Below are 16808 nucleotides of genomic sequence, written 5' to 3'. Positions count from 1 at the left end.
CATGAGCGATTATTCCGACTGGATCGGCCGCGAGCGGCGGGTCACCGAGGAGATTGGCGAGCGGCTTCTGACGCAATACCGGGCAACGCTTGCCGGCATGCTCGGCCCCGGCGAGGTTCCCGCCGGCTTCCACTGGTGCCTGGCCCCCGACGTGGTCGAACCGGCTGAACTCGGGCGCGACGGCCATCCGCGCACCGGCATCTTCCTGCCGGCGCTGCCGCTGCCGCGTCGCATGTGGGCCGGCGGCGCGCTCGAATACCGCGCGCCGCTGATGCCGGGCGACACGGTAACCCGTATCTCGACCATTCGAGACGTCACCTTCAAGCAGGGCCGCAGCGGCCCGCTCGGCTTCGTCACCGTCGATCACGTCTATGAGGCGGGCGGAGAGGCGAAGATCGTCGAGCGCCACGACATCGTCTATCGCGAGGACCCCAAGCCCGGCAGCGCCGTTGCGGCAAAGCCCGCCGAGGACTGGTCGCCGCTCGCCAGCTGGAAGATCGCCCCGACGCCGACGCTGCTCTTCCGCTATTCGGCCCTGACCTTCAACGGCCACCGCATCCATTACGACCACCCTTATGCGACCGGCGTCGAGGGCTATGACGGCCTCGTCGTCCACGGGCCGCTGCAGTCGATCTGGATGCAGAACCTTGCCGCCTCGATCCTCGGCCGGCTGCCGGAGAGCTTCTCCTATCGCGGCCTGTCGCCACTGACCTGCGACCGACCGGTAAGCGTGGAGGCGCGCGAAGCGGAAGGCGGCGGCCTGGAGTTGCGCGTGCGCCGGGACGAGGACGGGGTCGTGACCATGCAGGCAACGACGCCTGGCTGAGCCAGGTCCTGCTTCGACGCGCCGGAGCGGGCTTTCAAAAACATGCAAGGCATCCGGCGGTCAGCTCTCGATCAGCCGGCCTTCCCAGATGTTCCGCCGCACCAGGTCGCGGGCAACCTCCAGCGTGATGTCCTCGACCGCCCGGCAGGCGCGGCTCATCACCCGGGTCGGCTTGCTGACGAGATAGACGGGGCGCGAAATCGTCGGCTCGATGATCGGCGCCTTGAGCAACTCGCCGCGCGCGACGAAGTCGTGCACCGCCGCCGGGGCGAAGATCGTATGACCTGAGCCGCGCGCCACCAGTTCCTTGATCTGGGTCATCGCGTCCATCTCGATGACGACGTTGAGATTGACGTCGCAGGCCGCCGCATGGCGCTCGATGGTCTTGCGCAGACCGTGCGAGACGCCCGGCAGGATCATCTCCAGCTTTTCCAGCGCGCGCATCGGCACCGGCGCGCCCGGAGGCGTGTCGAGCGGCCAGGTATCCGGCGCGGAAAAGAAGAAAAGCTGCTCGTCCAGCACATGGATGATGCGGAAATGCTCGACCTTCTCCAGATCATAGAGAAAGCCGATATCGACCGTCTCGTCCTCGATCCAGCTCTTGATATAGCCGCTCATCGCCTCGATGGCGCGCAGCCGCACGTCGGGAAGCTCGACCCGCACGGTCTCGGCCAGCGGCACGGACATCACCATGGAAACCGACGGCGGCATGCCGAAGCCGACTTTGCCGCGAACGCCGCCGCCAAGATCGCGCATCTCCGCGATGCAATGCTCCATGCTGCCGCAGATCTCGCGGGCGTGGCGCACGAGCAGGTGCCCCTCCTCGGTGAGAACAGTACCGCGCGGCGAGCGGTCGACGAGCTGGACGCCGAGTTCCTGCTCCATGCGCTGCACGTATTGCGACAGCGAGGGCTGCGCGACGCCCAGCACCTGCGCCGCCGCCGAAAGGGATGGCGCCTCGGAAATGGCGATGAAGTAGCGAAGATGACGAATGTCCATGGCTGGCCGGCAGCGTCTCCCGTGGCACGCGTGAAAACAGGACGGCGAACCGGAGGAAGCGGCATGGCTCCCTCCGGTTCGCGCGAAGGCGGTGCTTACTCGCCCCAGTCAGCCCAGATCGACGACCTGGCGGATGGCGGAACCGTCGTCGAGGCGGTCCATCGCCACGTTGATGTCGGCAAGCGGCAACCGGTGGGTCAGCATCTTCTCTACCGGCAAGAGCCCGCGCCGATAGAGGGCGAACATGCGCGGCAGGTCGCGTTGCGGCACGCAGGAACCGATGAAGCTGCCCTTCAGCGAGCGCTCCTCGGCAACCAGCCTCAACGCGTTGAGCGGCATGCGCGCATCGGGATGCGGCAGGCCGGCGGTCACCGTCGTGCCGCCGCGACGTGTCACGTCATAGGCGGTTTCCAGCGCCCGCACGGAGCCCGCCAGCTCAAACGCATAATCGACCCCACCGCCGGTGATGTCGCGCACCTCGGCGACCGTCTCCGCATCGGCCTTGATCGCGTGGGTGGCGCCCATCCTGAGTCCCACCTCGAGCTTGTTCTCGAACGGGTCGATGGCAACGATCTGGCCCGCGCCGGCCGCCGCCGCGCCCAGGATCGCGGCCATGCCGACACCGCCGATGCCCACGACCGCGACCTTGGCCCCGGCCTTGATATGTGCGGTGTTGAACACCGCACCCGCGCCCGTCAGCATGGCGCAGGAAAACAGCGTCGAGATATGCGGCGGGATGTCGTCGTCGGCCTTGACCAGCGACTGCCGCGCCACCACCGCATGGCTGGCGAATGCCGAGATGCCGACATGGTGGTTCACCGGGCGACCATCCATCGACAACCGCCTGTGCCCGGTGATCAGCTCGCCGACGCCATGATGCTGCGCGGCCTTTTCGCAAAGCGCCGGACGGCCTTCGGCGCAGGGCGTGCAGCGCCCGCAACCGGGCGCGAAGATGCACACGACGTGATCGCCCGGCGAAAGATCGTCGACGCCGGCCCCGACCTCCTCGACATAGCCGGAAGCCTCGTGGCCGAGCACCATGGGCAACGGCCGCGGCCGGGTGCCGTTGATCACCGACAGGTCCGAATGGCACACGCCGGCCGCCGCCAGCCGGATCAGCACCTCGCCCGGCCCCGGCGGATCGAGATCCACCTGACGGACCGTGAGGGCCTTTTCCTCGGCATAGCCGGAGGTGATCCCTCCGCGTTCAAGCACGGCAGCGGTAATCTTCATGCGCCTTCCATCCCTCAAGGTTCCTGCCTGTCCGACATACCGGACGTCTCCCTGCACCCGATGCTAACGGCAAACGGGACCGATGACAGGCCGGAGTTTGCATTTGACCCTCAGTCATAGATTTTTTCAATAACCGGGTACGGCCCAATTTATTGGTGCACCCTCGCAGCAATACCTAGGCTTCGATATCTCGAATGCTCTGGGAGGAAGCTATGAGGAACGTCTTCAGCATGAAACTGATCGCCGGACTGGCGCTTGCCGCCTCGACCTGCCTTGCGCAGGCCGACGGAGCCCATGACTGGACCAAGTCCCGCTGGGGTCCGGACGACCAGATCGGCTCGGCCAACCTGATGACGCCCGAGCGCGTCAAGGCGGCAAGCAGCCTCGTCACCACCGGCAAGGTCTACAGCCTCGGCATGATCGTCGGCAGCGACACGCCGGCCTTTCCCCCGCGCAGCCTCTCGGTGACGGTGCTCCAGCCGAACCAGATCTCCAACAGTGGCCTGGGCAACAACGCCTTCACCTACAATGACGACATCTTCATGGGATGGCTGGGCATCGGCCCCCAGATCGACGGCCTCGGCCATGCGGGCGTCGACCATGTCTACTACAACGGCCACAAGGACAGCGACTTCGCCAAGGCGGCCGGCCTGACGGAACTCGGCCTGCACAACCTGCCCGGTCTCGTCGGCCGCGGCGTGCTGCTCGACATGGCGAAATTCTACGGCGTCGACATGGTCGAGGAAGGCAAGGCCTACACCGCCGACGACGTCAAGGCGGCAGCCGCCAAGCAGGGTGTCGAGTTGCGCGAGGGCGACGTCGTTCTCTTCAACTCCAACTGGATGAACCTGCTCGACGGCGCCAACCCCGATCCCAAGCGCTTCGGTGCGGCGGAACCGGGCCTCGGCGTCAGCGGCGCCGAATATCTCGCCGAACTCGGCGTGATGGCGGTGGGCGCTGACACCTGGGGCATGGAGGTCGTGCCGGCGGAGAAGGAAGGCGAGGCGTTCCGCGCCCACCAGATCCTGCAGCCGGAAAACGGCATCTACATCCTCGAGAACATGGACACGCGCGAACTCGCGAAAGACGAGGCCTACGAGTTCCTCTTCGTGCTCGGCCAGGCCCGCCTGAAGGGCGCGGTCCAGATGATCATCAATCCGATCGCCATTCGCTGATCGGGAAACGGACACGCGGGCGGCAAGAAATCGCCCGCGGCGAACCAGGGAGTGAAACCATGAAAAAACTGCTTCTGACCACCGCCGCGCTCATTGCGGCGCCGCTTGCGGCGCTTGCCGCCGACAAGCCGGCCGAACTGAAGGTGGGTGTCACCACCTTCCTCACCGGCCCGGCCTCGGTCTTCGGCGTCCCGGCCCGCGATGCGGCCGAGATCCTCGTCGAGAAGATCAACGCCGACGGCGGCATCGCCGGCGTTCCGCTCAAGCTCTCCTTCATCGACGAAGGCGCCGGCGCCGAGGCGCTGACCTCCGAGTTCCGCCGCCAGGTGGAATCCGAGGGCGCGCATGCGATGATGGGCGCGATCTCCTCCGGCAACTGCCAGACGCTCGCCCCGCTTGCCGAGGATCTCAAGGTCCTCAACCTGATGTGGGACTGCGGCACGCAGCAGATCTTCGAGAAGAACGACTACAAGTACGTCTTCCGCACCCAGGCCAACGCGACCCCGGAAATGCTGGCGACGGTGCTCTACCTGCTCAAGGTCAAGCCGGACTTCAAGACCATCGCCGTGGTCAACCAGGACTACGCCTGGGGCCGTGACAGCTGGCAGATCTTCTCCACCGCGCTGAAGGCCCTGAAGCCGGATGCCGAGGTGGTCGGCGAGTTCTTCCCGAAATTCGGCGCCGCCGACTTCTCGACCGAGATCTCCCGCCTGCAGGCGATGCAGCCCGACGTGATCCTGTCGACCTCCTGGGGCGGCGATCTCGACACGTTCATCCAGCAGGCGGCCCAGCGCGGCCTGATGAACTCCTCGACCTTCGTCATCCCGCTCGCCGAAAGCTCGCTCGAGCGTCTCGGCTCGACCCTGCCGGCCGGCCATATCGTCGGCGCGCGCGGCGACCACTACTTCCTGCATCCCGAGCGCCGCGACGATGCCGACTTCAAGGAGTTCATGGCGGCATTCGAGGAAAAGACCGGCGCGCATGCGATCTATCCCGTCTTCCACATGAGCCAGGCGCTGGCCGCGCTCGAGGCCGCTTACGACAAGGCGGTCGCAGCCAAGGGCGGCGAGTGGCCCAGCGAGGACGAGGTGATAGCGGCGTTCGAGGGCCTGACCTTCCAGGGCCTCGGCCGTGAAGTGACGATCCGCGAGGACAACCAGGGTGTCGAGGCACAGCTTCTGGGCACCAGCGTCCAGACCGGCGACTATCCCTTCGCCACCCTGGAAAACATCATGATCTTCGACGGCGCGGCACTGACGACCCCGGTCGGCCAGGAATCCGTCGAGTGGGTCAGCAAGCTGACGCCGGACTACGCGGCCAGCGTCAAGGTCGACAGCTACGACCGGTAATCGAAGCCGGGACCTGACGTCCCGCTTCCTCCCACGCCCCGGGCGCCTGTCGCCCGGGGCGATCTCTACGCGACCACGACAGGCCCGTCACGACAGGCAGATTGCCGCCCGTGCCTCCGCCCTTTGAGCTGAATGGACGCCCATGAACCTCACAATCTTCCTCCTGGCCCTGTTCGACGGCATCGCCTATGCGGCCCTCGTCTTCAGCGTCGCCGTTGGACTGACGCTGATCTTCGGCGTCATGCGCATCCTCAACGTGGCGCATGGCTCGCTCTACGCGGTAGGCGCCTATCTGACCGTGTCCCTGACGGGTTATATCCTGGCACTCGGCTTCGCGCCGGTCCTCGCCTTTCCCATGATGATCGTCTCGGCCGTGCTTGTCGGCGTCCTTATCGGCGGGCCGATCGAGTGGCTGCTGCTCAGGCGCATCTACAACAAGCCGGAAGTGCTGCAGCTTCTCGTCACCTTCGCGGTCTTCATGATCCTGGAGGACGTGCAGCGGCTCGTGTGGGGAACGCAACCCTATTTCCAGGCCTCCGCGCTGCAGGCGATGGGCATGATCCGGGTCTTCGGCGTCAACTACACCGTCTACCAGCTCATCATCCTGCCGCTTGTTGCCCTCGTGCTGCTCGTCGGCCTGCGCTTCTTCCTGCGCCACACCATTCTAGGCAAGCTGATCCTCGCCACCACCGAGGATCGCGAGGCCGCCCAGTCGATCGGCATCGACGCGGACAAGGTGTTCCTGCTCACCTTCATCGTCGGCGCGGCGCTTGCCGGCCTCGGCGGCGCCCTCGCCTCGCCGACCACCTCGATCCTGCCCGGCATGGGCGCCGACATGATCGTGCTCTCCTTCGCCGTGGTGGCGACCGCCGGCCTCGGCCAGATCGAAGGCGCCGCCTTCACCGCCCTGCTGATCGGCCTCGGCCGCTCCTTCGCGGTCTACGTCTGGCCGGAGACCGCCGTTCTGGTCCCCTACCTGATCATGCTGATCGTCCTGCTGGTGCGGCCCGAAGGGCTGTTCGGCAGCCCGACCGCGCGCAAGATCTGAGGAGCCAGAGATGACCGTCCGACTGGCCATCCCGGCCCTGATCCTCCTCGCCGTCGCCGCGATCCCCTTCGCCGCGCCCTCGCTGCAACTGCTGATGAACCTGGCGCTCGCCAAGGGCATCGCCGTCGTCGGCGTCACCGTGCTCTTGCGCGCCGGACAGGTGTCCTTCGGACATGCCCTGTTCTTCGCCATCGCCGCCTATGCGGCCGCATTCCTCTCGGCCTCGATGCCGGGGGCGGACCTCGTTCTGGTGCTTGTCGTCGCCGTCGCCGGTGCGGCCATCTCCGGCGTTCTCGTCGGCCTCTTCGTGGTGCGCTATCGCGGCATCTTCTTCGGCATGCTGAACCTTGCCTTCTCGATGATCTTCTGGTCGATCCTGGAGAAGTTCTACCACTACACGGGCGGTGCCGACGGCATCCGCCTGCCGCGCCCGACCGTCTTCGGCATGGCGCTGGAACGCGGGCCGTTCGAACTGATCATGTTCTACCTCTCGCTGGCGCTGGTGATCCTCCTCGGCTGGTTCACCGTGCGCTGGTTCGCCTCGCCCTCCGGCCAGCTCTTCCAGACCATCAAGACCAACGAGACGCGGCTCCAGTATCTCGGCGTCTCGCCGCAGCGCGCGCTGCTCACCGGCTACGTCCTGTCCGCCGCGCTTTGCGGCGTCGGCGGCGTCATAATGGGCATTGTCCAGGGCGTCGTGACGCCCGAATTCGCCTGGTGGATACGCTCGGGCGAAATGGTCTTCATCGCCGTTCTCGGCGGCGCCGGATCGGTTGCCGGCGCCTTTGTCGGCGCCGCGATCTACGAGATCGTGCGCACCTACGCCTCCGCCTTCGCCGGCGACATCTGGCAGATGCTGCTCGGCGGATTCCTGCTTGTCATCGTCATCTTCGCCCCGAAAGGCGTCATCGGCATCTACGACGCAACCCTTGCCCGCCTGACCGGCACCCGGGCGAACGACGGGGAGACGCGCAAATGAGCGAGATACTTCTCGAGGCCCGCAACCTGCAGATCCGCTTCGGCGGCGTGATCGCCGCCGACAACGTGTCGCTCACCATCGAGCGCGGCAAGAACATGGCGATCATCGGCCCGAACGGCGCCGGCAAGACCACCTTCCTCAACATCTGCACCGGCTGGCTGAAGCCGGCCAAAGGCACGGTGCTGTTCGAGGGGCGCGACGTCACCTCGCTCGCCCCGCGCCGGATCGTGCGGCTGGGCGTTGCCCGCGCCTTCCAGATCCCGCAGCTCTTCACCGAGCACACGGCGCTGGAAAACCTGCTGATCTCGGTCTCGGCCCGCGAAAGGCTGCGCCATCCCCTGCAGGACATGCACACGATCCGCCAGCGCGGGGAGATGCTTCACCTGCTCGACATGGTCGGTTGCGCCGACGTCGCCGACCGGCCGGTGGTGGAGCTGTCGGAAGGCCAGCGCAAGCTGATCGACATTGCCGTGGCGCTGGCCCTGAAGCCGAAGCTGCTGCTGATGGATGAGCCGACATCGGGTGTCGCCTCCTCGGAGAAATTCAAGATCATGGAAATCCTGGTGAAGGCGCTCGCCGAGGCAAAGGTGACCAGCGTCTTCGTCGAGCACGACATGGGCATCGTCTCGCGCTACGCCGACGAAGTCGCCGTGTGGGCTGCCGGCAACGTGCAGATGCGCGGCTCGCCCGAGGAGATCCTGCAACATCCGGACGTGATCCGCGACGTGATCGGGGAGGCCGTGTGATGCTCGAGTTCCGCAATGTCGGCGCCTCGATCGGGATCATCCCGATCCTGCGCAACCTGGACTTCTCGGTTGACGCGGCGGAGACCGTGGCCCTGATCGGCCGCAACGGCGCGGGAAAGACCACCTTCCTGCGCTCGGTAATGGGCTTCACTGCCGTCAGCGGCGCAATCCGCTTCGAGGGCGAGGACATCACCGGGCTCGCCCCGGCGAAACGCCCGGGCCTTGGCATCGGCTATGCGCCGGAGGACCGGCGTCTCTTTTCCGCCTTCACGGTGGAGGAGAACATCCTCCTGCCGGCCCAGGTCGCCCGTCTTGACGCCGCCGAGACGAAGCGGCGGATCGAGCGCGTCTACCACATCCTGCCCGAGTTGAAGGAGATGGCCGGCCGCCCGGCCGGCAACGTCTCCGGTGGACAGGGCAAGATGGTGGCGCTCGGCCGCGCCCTGATGCTCGGCACCAAGCTGGTGATGCTCGACGAACCCTTCCAGGGCCTGGCTCCCGCACTGGCGATGCGCTACGCCGACGCGCTCAAGGCGCTGCGCGACACCGACCGCAACGTCACCCTGATCATCACCGAATCCAATCCCTCCCTGCTGCGCGGCTTTGCCGACCGCACGCTCCTGATCGAGCGCGGGGAAGTTTCCGAAAGCTCGCTTGAGCACGAAAGGACTGACTGATGAAAGCTGACAGCATCCGCCTGCCGCGCCCGCTGAACCTGATCGACGGCGCATGGGTGGCAGCGGCCTCCGGCAGGGAGATGGACGTCCGTTCCCCCATCGACGGCGAGGTCTTCACCCGGATTGCCGACAGCGGTCCCGAGGACGTCGACGCGGCCGTTGCGGCCGCGCGCGCGGCCTTCGATGGTGGTCCCTGGTCGAAGCTGACGGCGGCCGAACGCGGCCGTCTGATGCTGCGCCTCGGCAACCGTATCCTGGAGGAGGCGGAGGAGCTTGCCCGGCTGGAGACCATGGACAACGGCAAGCCGATCAAACAGGCGCGCGCCGACATGATCGCCACCGCCCGCTACTTCGAATATTACGGCGGCGGTGCCGACAAGGTGCATGGCGAGGTCATTCCCTTCCTCAGCGGCTATCATGCCGAGGTGCGACGCGAGCCGCACGGCGTCACCGGCCACATCATTCCCTGGAACTATCCCGCGCAGATGTTCGGCCGCTCCATCGCTCCGGCGCTCGCGATGGGCAATGCGACGGTGCTGAAGCCGGCCGAGGACGCCTGCCTGTCCGCCCTGCGCATCGGCGAACTGGCCACGGAAGTCGGCTTCCCGGCCGGCGCGATCAACATCGTGACCGGACGCGGCGAAGTCGCCGGCAAGGCGCTCTCCGAGCATCCCGGCGTCGACTTCATGTCCTTCACCGGATCGCCGGAAGTCGGCGTGATGATCCAGGTGGCGGCGGCGAAGAACTTCATCGGCTGCACCCTGGAGCTCGGCGGCAAGTCACCGCAGATCGTCTTCGACGACGCCGATCTCGAGGCCGTCTATCCGGTGCTCGTCAACGCCATCATCCAGAATGGCGGCCAGACCTGTTCGGCCGGCTCGCGCGTGCTCATCCAGCGCGGCGTCTATGACAAGGTGATGGCCGAGCTGAAGGCCCGTTTCGAGGCGGTCACCGCCTCCGATTCCGGCGAGGATGCCGTGCTCGGCCCGCTGATCTCCGCCCGCCAGAAAAAGCGCGTCGAGACCTACATCGCCGAGGCCGACGCACCGCTGGTCGCCCGTGGCTCCATCGCGCAAGGCTCGCCGGAAGGCGGCTACTACGTCGCCGCCGCCCTGTTCGGTCCCTGCGAGCCGGGCTCGAAGATTGCCCAGGAAGAAGTCTTCGGCCCGGTTCTCTGCGCCATTCCCTTCGACGACGAGGCGGATGCGATCCGCATCGCCAACGGCACCGATTACGGCCTCGTCGCCGGCATCTGGACGAGCAATGGCGGCCGCCAGCAGCGCATGGCCAAGGCGATGCATTGCGGTCAGGTCTTCATCAACGGCTACGGCGCGGGCGGCGGTATTGAGCTGCCCTTCGGCGGCATCCGCAAGTCCGGCCACGGCCGCGAGAAGGGCTTCGCGGCGCTGCACGAATTCTCCCGCATCAAGACCGTCGTCAACAATCACGGCTAAGGACAGACAATGCGACTTCAAGGAAAGACCACCCTCGTCACCGGCGCCGCCTCCGGCTTCGGCAAGGGCATCGCCGAGACCTATGTGCGCGAGGGCGCGAAGGTCGCCATCGTCGACCTCAACGAGGAGGGCGCGAAGGCAGTTGCCGCCGAACTGGGCGACGCGGCCATCGCCATCAAGTGCGACGTCTCGAAGGCGGACGACGTGCAGGCCGCCGTCGAGGCGACGGTCAAGGCCTTCGGTTCACTCGACATTGTCGTCAACAATGCCGGCTGGACCAACCCCAACCGGCCTCTGATGGAGACGGACGAGGCGACCTTCCGCAAGATCTACGACATCAACGTGCTGTCGATCTTCCACATGACCAAGACCTGCGTGCCGGTCTGGCGGGCGCAAGGCGGCGGCGTGATGATCAATGTCGGCTCGACCGCCGGCATCCGCCCGCGCCCCGGCCTGACCTGGTACAACTCGTCGAAGGGCGCGGTGAACCTGATGACCCGCAGCCTCGCCGTCGAGCTTGCGCCGGACCGGATTCGCGTCAACGGCATCGCCCCGGTGATGGGTGCGACCGGCCTGCTGGAGCAGTTCATGGGCGTGCCCGACACGCCGGAGAACCGGGCGAAATTCATCGCCACGATCCCGATGGGCCGGCTGTCGGAGCCGCGTGACATCGCCAATGCATCGCTCTACCTCGCCTCGGACGAAGCCGACTTCATCACCGGCGTGATCCTTGAGGTCGACGGCGGAAGAACCATCTGACGATTTTGCGCAGCCCCATCAACTTCAGCGCCCGTGCCAGTGGCACGGGCGTTTTTTGTCGCCAGGCGAAAGCCTGTCACACGGTGGCGGCGGCGCGCTCCAGGATGCGCCTTGCCCGCGCGATCACCGGCGCATCGACCATCGCGCCGTCGACAGCGATTGCGGCCGCGCCGCCCTCCACCGCGGAAAGCACCCGCCGCGCCCAGTCGCATTCACCCTGGGAGGGGGCGCAGCCCTTGCGGGCGGCTTCGATCTGCGCCGGATGGATGATCAGCTTTCCACCAAAACCCATGGCAACCGCATGGCGGCAATCGTCAGCGATGACATCCTCCTCGCGCAGCGCCGTCGTCACCCCGTCGATGGGCGCGGCCTGACCGGCGAGCCGCGCCGCCATGGCCAGCGCGAACCGCGCCGGCAGCAGGACATCGCGCTCATGGGCGATGCCGAGGTCGGCGGCGAAATCGATGGAGCCGAAGGCGAGCCGGCGACTTGCCATGGCGATCTCCTCCGCGTTGCGCAGGCCTCTGGCGCTTTCCACCAGCGCCACCACGGACAGGCCGGTCTCCTCCCGCACGGCAACGCAATCGGCTCCGCTCTCCGCCTTGGGCAGGACGAGGCCGGCAAGCGGCAGCCCGGCGCAGGCGGCAAGATCGCCCGCGTGCCAGGGCGTGCCGCGCGCGTTGATCCGCACAAGCACCGGCACCGTTCCAGTCACCGGGGCGAGCGCTTCGGCAAGCCCGGCGCGTGCACGCTCCTTGGCATCGGGTGCAACCGCATCCTCCAGGTCGACGATCACCGCGTCCGCGCCGGCGGCCATCGCCTTGGCAAATCGCTCCGGTCGGTCGCCGGGAACGAAAAGCGGCAATGTGATGCGGTCGATCGCCCCGGCTTGATCTTTTTCCGTCTTGTCTTTCATCGCGTCCGTCCATTGGTGTAAAGAGCCGTTCCCCCCAGCCTGCGCGTACACGGAGACGATGGCCAATAGCGATTTTGGCGTGGCTCCATTGCCCCGGTCTATGGCGGGCAGCGCGGACGACAGATGAAACCGTGGGCGGGAGCGGAGACATAGCCTCCTGCAATAGCTGCGCGGCATCGCCTCTATTACCCCTTGCCGGGGCCATGGGGCATACTGGCCGCAATCAAATGGGAGATGCGTCGACGATGCAGGGTGATCTGTCCGGTCTTTTTGTGGTTTCCGTGGAGCAGGCCGTCGCCGCGCCCTATCTGTCCGGGCGACTGGCCGAGGCTGGCGCCCGCGTCATCAAGGTCGAGCGCCCGGAAGGCGATTTCGCCCGCGCCTATGACCACCTCGTGCATGGCGAGAGCGCCTATTTCGTCTGGCTCAACCGCGGCAAGGAATCCGTCTGCCTCGACCTGCGCCAGGACGAGGACAAGGCCCTGCTGGAAACGATGATCCTCAAGGCGGACGTTTTCATCCAGAACCTGGCGCCCGGCGCCATCGACCGTCTGGGCTTTGCCCCCGACCGGCTGCGCGAGGCCAATCCGCGCCTCATCACGGTGTCGATTTCCGGCTATGGCGACGAGGGTCCGTTCCGCGACCTGAAGGCCTACGACCTCCTGGTGCAGGCGGAAAGCGGCCTCTCCGCGATTACCGGAAATGCGCAAGGCCCGGCGCGCGTCGGCGTCTCCGTCTGTGACATCGCCGCGGGGATGACCGCGCACCAGGCGGTGCTGCAGGCGCTGTTTGCCCGCGAACGCAGCGGCGAAGGCCGGCATATCGCGGTCTCGCTGTTCCACGCGCTCGCCGACTGGATGAACGTGCCGTATCTGCAATATGCCTATGGCGGCAAGGACCCGGAGCGCAACGGCCTCAACCATCCGACCATCGCCCCTTATGGCGCCTATTCGGGAAACGATGGCAAGGAAGTGCTGTTCTCCATCCAGAACGAGCGCGAATGGGTCAACTTCTGCAGCGGCGTGCTCGGCCGGCCGGAAGTCGCCACCGACACCCGCTTCACCAGCAATTCGCGCCGCGTCGCCCATCGCGCGGAACTCGATGCGATCATCGGCGAGGTCTTCGCCGAACATCCGCGCGACACGCTCGCCGACAAGTTGCGCGATGCCCGCATTGCCTTCGGGCGGGTCAGCACGATGGAAGATCTCGTCCGCCACCCGCAGAACCGTCATGTCGAGGCTAACACGCCGACCGGCCCCGTCCGCCTGCTCGCCCCCGGCGCGCTGGTCGATGGCAAGTCGCCGGAATTCGGACCCGTGCCGGCACTTGGCGAGCAGACGGAAAAAGTGCGCGCGGAGTTTTCACGGATCGATGCCTGACATCATGCAGACACCCGAACGGATCCTCTCGATCCTGGCCGGCGCCGGCGCCCGCACCGTCGCCGATATCGGTTGCGGCAGCGGAGCCCTCTCGCGGGTGCTCGCCGCCCACGGCCACACGGTGACCGGCATCGATCCGGACGCGGATGCCGCTTCCCGCGCCCGCGAGGGCGTGCCGCAGGTGCGGTTCGAGCGGGCGACGGCCGAGGCATTGCCTTTTGCCGATGCCAGCCTGGATGCCGCGATCTTCCTGAATGCCCTGCACCATGTGCCGGTGCCGCTGATGCGCCAGGCTCTTGCCGAGGTACGACGGGTGCTGCGCCCGGGCGGCACGCTGATCGTCGTCGAGCCGCTGGCGGAAGGCAGCTTCTTCGACGTCATGCGCCCGGTCGAGGACGAGACCGACATCCGCCGCGAGGCACTCGTCGCGCTTCGCGCCGACATCGCCGAGGGGCATTGGTCGCGGATCCAGGAACAGCAGTATGACCGCTTCACCGATTTCGCCTCGGTCGACGGTTTCATCGACTATCTGGTGGCGGTCGATCCGGCGCGCCGCGCGATCGCCGAGGCGCTGCGGGAAGAACTCGACGCCCTGCTGAAGGAACGCGCCGCGCCTGCCGAAAACGGGTTCCGCCTGACACAGCCGATGCTCCTGGTCGCCGCTTCTCCTGCAGGGTGAACCGGAGGCGGGTCCCGTCCTCCTACCCTTGCCGCGCTCCCTCGCGCATGTCGCCGGAAAGCGCCCCTTGCAGGGCGCCGGCATCGACGTCGATGCCGGTGAAATGGCGGAAGGCATCCACGCCCTGGTGGAAGAAGAGGTCGTAGCCGCTCAGCGTCCGGGCCCCGACCCGCTCCGCCTGCTGCAGGAACTGGGTGTCGACGGGGGTATAGACCGCGTCAAAGGCCCAGGCGGCACCACGCATCTGCTGCAAGGTCATTGCGCTTCCGGGATAACCGACCATCCCGAGCGGGGTGCAATTGACGAGCCCCTCGATGCTCTCCGCCGCTTCATTCATCGAGGTGCATGAGACCACCGGCATGGCGATGCCGGCGGCGGCGAGAGCCTCCGCCAGTCCGCGCACCCGCCCCGGATCCCTGTCGTAAACGCGCAGTTCCACCGCCCCGAGGCCGGCCAGCGCAAAGGCGACGGCCTTTCCGACACCGCCGGCACCCGCCATCGCGACCCTGCCCGGCGTCTCGCCGGGGAAGCGGGCGCGAAAGGCGGCGACGAAGCCGGAATAATCGGTGTTGTGCCCTTCCGGCCGGGGTGAGGAGAACAGAACCGTGTTGCAGGCCCGGATCCCCGCGATCAGCGGGTCGGGCATGTCGAGGCGTGGCACCACCTGCTCCTTGTAGGGATAAGTGACATTGATGCCGCGAAACCCTTCGGCCGCGCACCGGTCGAAGACGGCGTCGAAATCCAGGCCAAGGTCCAGGGGGATCAGCCGCTCATAGGAAACATCGATGCCGCTCAGCCGCCCCGCCTCGACATGAAGCCTGGGCGATTGCGACCGGGTGATGTTGTCGCCGATCAGGCCGAGCCGCACGCGGGCCATCTGCACACTTCCTGCTGGTTCACCGATAATGCGCCACAGGGTAGTGAGCGGCCTGAAATTCCGCAACACACATTTTAATTTTCATCATACGTTTTTAAAAACATCATTCAAAATACGAGAATCACCTGATCGTACCGGTCGCCAGGGCGTGCTCGACGCCGCCCTCGATGTGACGCACCAGCACCTCGCGCGCGCACCCTGCATCGCGCTCCAGCGCGCAATCATGCAGGATCCGGTGCTCCTCGGCGGCGATGTCTCCGCGGAAGGAAAGCGCGATCATCTGGTAGCGCAGATACTTGTCGAAGACAGCGGCGTGGGTGTCCATCAGGACGCGCGAGCCGCAGGCCGAGATCAGCGCCTGATGGAACTCCCAGTCGTAGCGCTTCCACAGCTCGGTTTCGCTGCGATCGCCCTCGCGCATGCGGCGCTCCAGCGTCGCCAGCTTGTGATGGGCCGACACGACGCGGCCCTCCCACTCGATATCGCCCGCCTCGAAGGACTGCTCCAGCGCATGTGTTTCCAGAAGCGTTCGCAGGGCCGCGATTTCACGAAGGTTTTCAACGGAAACCGGCGCGACCTCGAAGCCGCGCTGCCCCTCCGCCACCACCAGTCCCTCCGACGAGAGCCGGTTCAGGATCTCGCGCAGCGTGCTGATGCTGGCCTCGTACGTGTCCCGCAGCTTCTCGAGCCTCAGCTTCTGGCCCGGCGTAAGGCGACCGAAGACGATGTCCGTCCTGATCCGACGATAGGCGTTTTCTCCGATCGTGGCGGGTGCGGTGTCGTTTGCGGCGGAATCGTCGGTTTTCATGGCCAAGTGATACTGTCGGCGAGCCCCCGAAGCAACGCTAATCCCCGCAAGGTCCGGCCAGTCGCCCGGCCTGCATCGCATGCTCGACACAGGCCTCGACATGCCCATGCAGGACCGCGGCAGCGCGATCCGCATCGCGCGCCAGCGCCATGTCACGCAGCTGCCGGTGCTCCTCGCAAGCCGCCTCGCCCCGAAAGATCACCGCGATCACCTGATAACGCAGGTAGTGATCGAGCACCTGCGCGTGGACGTCCATCAGGGCCTGCGAACCGCAGGCCGAGATCAGCGCCTTGTGGAACTCCAGATCATAGTGCTTCCAGTCCTGCGAAATGCCGTGCTCGCCCGAGAGCATCCGACGCTCCAGTCGGGCGAGCTTGTGGTGCGCGCAAACGACATCTGCTTCCCAGTCCACATCGCCCTGGCGAAAGGATTCCCGGATCGCATGGCTCTCCAGAAGCTGCCGCATGCCCGCGATTTCCCGGAAATTCTGCACGGAAACGGGGGAGACCCCGAAACCCTTCTGCCCTTCGGCGACCACCAGCCCCTCCGACGACAGGCGATAGAGGATCTCCCGCAGGGTGCTGGTACTGGCTCCGTAGGGGCCGCGCAACCGTTCGGGCCGCAAACGGGCGCCCGGCTGCAGGGCGCCGAACAGGATGTCGTGGCGAATGCGCCGATAGGCCGTTTCGCCCGCAGTGTCGCCCGCTACCCCGGCTGCCGGCATTCGTCCTGCCTCCTCCTGCTCACCCCGCCTGCCCCGTCTCCGGGCAAGCGGCACGTCAGATTAAATGACATAACTTATAATATCCGATATTTTTTCTAATGCCTATTGATCCGTCATCTGTCTAGTGGCATGAGTCCGGGGAGGCAGGCTTCTACACGGGAGCCGTCGCGTCATGTTGGT

The 16808-nt window shown here is 66.4% G+C and carries 17 protein-coding genes; 11 read left to right on the top strand and 6 right to left on the bottom strand.

The genetic code is table 11. From position 1 onward, the window contains the following. Position 1: 1 nt before the first annotated feature. On the top strand, positions 2 to 826 hold the full coding sequence (locus RBB46_RS13500) for a MaoC family dehydratase N-terminal domain-containing protein (RefSeq protein ID WP_306029522.1): 825 nt from the start codon (positions 2 to 4) through the stop codon (positions 824 to 826). A gap of 60 nt (positions 827 to 886) precedes the next feature. Here the strand turns inward: RBB46_RS13500 and RBB46_RS13495 are convergent, their stop codons facing one another. Continuing rightward, entirely contained in the window at positions 887 to 1825 is a 939-nt protein-coding gene (locus RBB46_RS13495; protein WP_306029521.1) for a LysR family transcriptional regulator, read from the bottom strand. A 108-nt stretch (positions 1826 to 1933) separates the two neighbouring features. Beyond that, complete coding sequence (locus RBB46_RS13490) at positions 1934 to 3058, bottom strand: zinc-binding dehydrogenase (protein ID WP_306029520.1); 1125 nt, start codon at positions 3056 to 3058, stop codon at positions 1934 to 1936. Positions 3059 to 3288: 230 nt separating this feature from the next. On the opposite strand from RBB46_RS13490, the gene RBB46_RS13485 reads away from it, so the two are divergent. From RBB46_RS13485 to RBB46_RS13450, 8 genes are all read left to right on the top strand, one after another. Continuing rightward, entirely contained in the window at positions 3289 to 4233 is a 945-nt protein-coding gene (locus tag RBB46_RS13485) for a cyclase family protein (protein ID WP_306029519.1), read from the top strand. Between the two features lie 59 nt (positions 4234 to 4292). Beyond that, complete coding sequence (locus tag RBB46_RS13480) at positions 4293 to 5582, top strand: ABC transporter substrate-binding protein (protein WP_306029518.1); 1290 nt, start codon at positions 4293 to 4295, stop codon at positions 5580 to 5582. 142 nt (positions 5583 to 5724) lie between these two features. Beyond that, entirely contained in the window at positions 5725 to 6630 is a 906-nt protein-coding gene (locus tag RBB46_RS13475) for a branched-chain amino acid ABC transporter permease (protein WP_306029517.1), read from the top strand. Positions 6631 to 6640: 10 nt separating this feature from the next. After that, a complete protein-coding gene (locus RBB46_RS13470; RefSeq protein ID WP_306029516.1) occupies positions 6641 to 7609 on the top strand; it encodes a branched-chain amino acid ABC transporter permease in 969 nt (322 codons plus the stop codon). Then, complete coding sequence (locus tag RBB46_RS13465; protein ID WP_306029515.1) at positions 7606 to 8355, top strand: ABC transporter ATP-binding protein; 750 nt, start codon at positions 7606 to 7608, stop codon at positions 8353 to 8355. The genes RBB46_RS13470 and RBB46_RS13465 overlap by 4 nt, the downstream gene beginning before the upstream one ends. Beyond that, positions 8355 to 9032: an ABC transporter ATP-binding protein gene (locus tag RBB46_RS13460; protein ID WP_306029514.1), complete on the top strand. Its 678-nt coding sequence runs from the start codon at positions 8355 to 8357 to the stop codon at positions 9030 to 9032. Before RBB46_RS13465 ends, RBB46_RS13460 begins: the two co-directional genes overlap by 1 nt. Beyond that, positions 9032 to 10486: an aldehyde dehydrogenase family protein gene (locus tag RBB46_RS13455; RefSeq protein WP_306029513.1), complete on the top strand. Its 1455-nt coding sequence runs from the start codon at positions 9032 to 9034 to the stop codon at positions 10484 to 10486. The genes RBB46_RS13460 and RBB46_RS13455 overlap by 1 nt, the downstream gene beginning before the upstream one ends. Before the next feature lie 9 nt (positions 10487 to 10495). Then, positions 10496 to 11245: an SDR family oxidoreductase gene (locus RBB46_RS13450; protein WP_306029512.1), complete on the top strand. Its 750-nt coding sequence runs from the start codon at positions 10496 to 10498 to the stop codon at positions 11243 to 11245. Positions 11246 to 11321: 76 nt separating this feature from the next. Here the strand turns inward: RBB46_RS13450 and RBB46_RS13445 are convergent, their stop codons facing one another. Continuing rightward, positions 11322 to 12161, bottom strand: coding sequence for a CoA ester lyase (locus tag RBB46_RS13445; protein WP_306029511.1), 840 nt, complete (start codon positions 12159 to 12161; stop codon positions 11322 to 11324). A 245-nt stretch (positions 12162 to 12406) separates the two neighbouring features. Here RBB46_RS13445 and RBB46_RS13440 point away from each other — a divergent pair, with 245 nt between their 5' ends. Further along, positions 12407 to 13540 carry a CaiB/BaiF CoA-transferase family protein gene (locus RBB46_RS13440; protein ID WP_306029510.1) on the top strand — a complete coding sequence of 378 codons (1134 nt, stop codon included), beginning with the start codon at positions 12407 to 12409 and terminating at the stop codon, positions 13538 to 13540. Then, entirely contained in the window at positions 13533 to 14219 is a 687-nt protein-coding gene (locus RBB46_RS13435; RefSeq protein WP_306029509.1) for a class I SAM-dependent methyltransferase, read from the top strand. Before RBB46_RS13440 ends, RBB46_RS13435 begins: the two co-directional genes overlap by 8 nt. 22 nt (positions 14220 to 14241) lie before the next feature. Here RBB46_RS13435 and RBB46_RS13430 read toward each other — a convergent pair whose 3' ends face one another. The 3 genes from RBB46_RS13430 to RBB46_RS13420 form a co-directional block, all read right to left on the bottom strand. Next, on the bottom strand, positions 14242 to 15096 hold the full coding sequence (locus RBB46_RS13430; protein ID WP_306029508.1) for a shikimate dehydrogenase: 855 nt from the start codon (positions 15094 to 15096) through the stop codon (positions 14242 to 14244). Positions 15097 to 15217: 121 nt separating this feature from the next. Continuing rightward, complete coding sequence (locus RBB46_RS13425; RefSeq protein ID WP_306029507.1) at positions 15218 to 15904, bottom strand: GntR family transcriptional regulator; 687 nt, start codon at positions 15902 to 15904, stop codon at positions 15218 to 15220. A gap of 37 nt (positions 15905 to 15941) precedes the next feature. Then, positions 15942 to 16628 carry a GntR family transcriptional regulator gene (locus tag RBB46_RS13420; protein WP_306029506.1) on the bottom strand — a complete coding sequence of 229 codons (687 nt, stop codon included), beginning with the start codon at positions 16626 to 16628 and terminating at the stop codon, positions 15942 to 15944. Between the last annotated feature and the right edge of the window lie 180 nt (positions 16629 to 16808).

Source organism: Stappia sp. MMSF_3263 (assembly GCF_030733745.1).
Taxonomy (GTDB): Bacteria; Pseudomonadota; Alphaproteobacteria; order Rhizobiales; family Stappiaceae; genus Stappia.
This window is presented reverse-complemented; position numbering and strand designations above follow the sequence as displayed.

What these genes read in the sequence shown, in the direction of transcription:
- RBB46_RS13500 (WP_306029522.1), top strand. Translation starts at nt 2, where the DNA reads ATGAGCGATTATTCCGACTGGATCGGCCGCGAGCGGCGGGTCACCGAG.
- RBB46_RS13495 (WP_306029521.1), bottom strand. Translation starts at nt 1,825, where the DNA reads ATGGACATTCGTCATCTTCGCTACTTCATCGCCATTTCCGAGGCGCCA.
- RBB46_RS13490 (WP_306029520.1), bottom strand. Translation starts at nt 3,058, where the DNA reads ATGAAGATTACCGCTGCCGTGCTTGAACGCGGAGGGATCACCTCCGGC.
- RBB46_RS13485 (WP_306029519.1), top strand. Translation starts at nt 3,289, where the DNA reads ATGAAACTGATCGCCGGACTGGCGCTTGCCGCCTCGACCTGCCTTGCG.
- RBB46_RS13480 (WP_306029518.1), top strand. Translation starts at nt 4,293, where the DNA reads ATGAAAAAACTGCTTCTGACCACCGCCGCGCTCATTGCGGCGCCGCTT.
- RBB46_RS13475 (WP_306029517.1), top strand. Translation starts at nt 5,725, where the DNA reads ATGAACCTCACAATCTTCCTCCTGGCCCTGTTCGACGGCATCGCCTAT.
- RBB46_RS13470 (WP_306029516.1), top strand. Translation starts at nt 6,641, where the DNA reads ATGACCGTCCGACTGGCCATCCCGGCCCTGATCCTCCTCGCCGTCGCC.
- RBB46_RS13465 (WP_306029515.1), top strand. Translation starts at nt 7,606, where the DNA reads ATGAGCGAGATACTTCTCGAGGCCCGCAACCTGCAGATCCGCTTCGGC.
- RBB46_RS13460 (WP_306029514.1), top strand. Translation starts at nt 8,355, where the DNA reads ATGCTCGAGTTCCGCAATGTCGGCGCCTCGATCGGGATCATCCCGATC.
- RBB46_RS13455 (WP_306029513.1), top strand. Translation starts at nt 9,032, where the DNA reads ATGAAAGCTGACAGCATCCGCCTGCCGCGCCCGCTGAACCTGATCGAC.
- RBB46_RS13450 (WP_306029512.1), top strand. Translation starts at nt 10,496, where the DNA reads ATGCGACTTCAAGGAAAGACCACCCTCGTCACCGGCGCCGCCTCCGGC.
- RBB46_RS13445 (WP_306029511.1), bottom strand. Translation starts at nt 12,161, where the DNA reads ATGAAAGACAAGACGGAAAAAGATCAAGCCGGGGCGATCGACCGCATC.
- RBB46_RS13440 (WP_306029510.1), top strand. Translation starts at nt 12,407, where the DNA reads ATGCAGGGTGATCTGTCCGGTCTTTTTGTGGTTTCCGTGGAGCAGGCC.
- RBB46_RS13435 (WP_306029509.1), top strand. Translation starts at nt 13,533, where the DNA reads ATGCCTGACATCATGCAGACACCCGAACGGATCCTCTCGATCCTGGCC.
- RBB46_RS13430 (WP_306029508.1), bottom strand. Translation starts at nt 15,096, where the DNA reads ATGGCCCGCGTGCGGCTCGGCCTGATCGGCGACAACATCACCCGGTCG.
- RBB46_RS13425 (WP_306029507.1), bottom strand. Translation starts at nt 15,904, where the DNA reads ATGAAAACCGACGATTCCGCCGCAAACGACACCGCACCCGCCACGATC.
- RBB46_RS13420 (WP_306029506.1), bottom strand. Translation starts at nt 16,628, where the DNA reads ATGCCGGCAGCCGGGGTAGCGGGCGACACTGCGGGCGAAACGGCCTAT.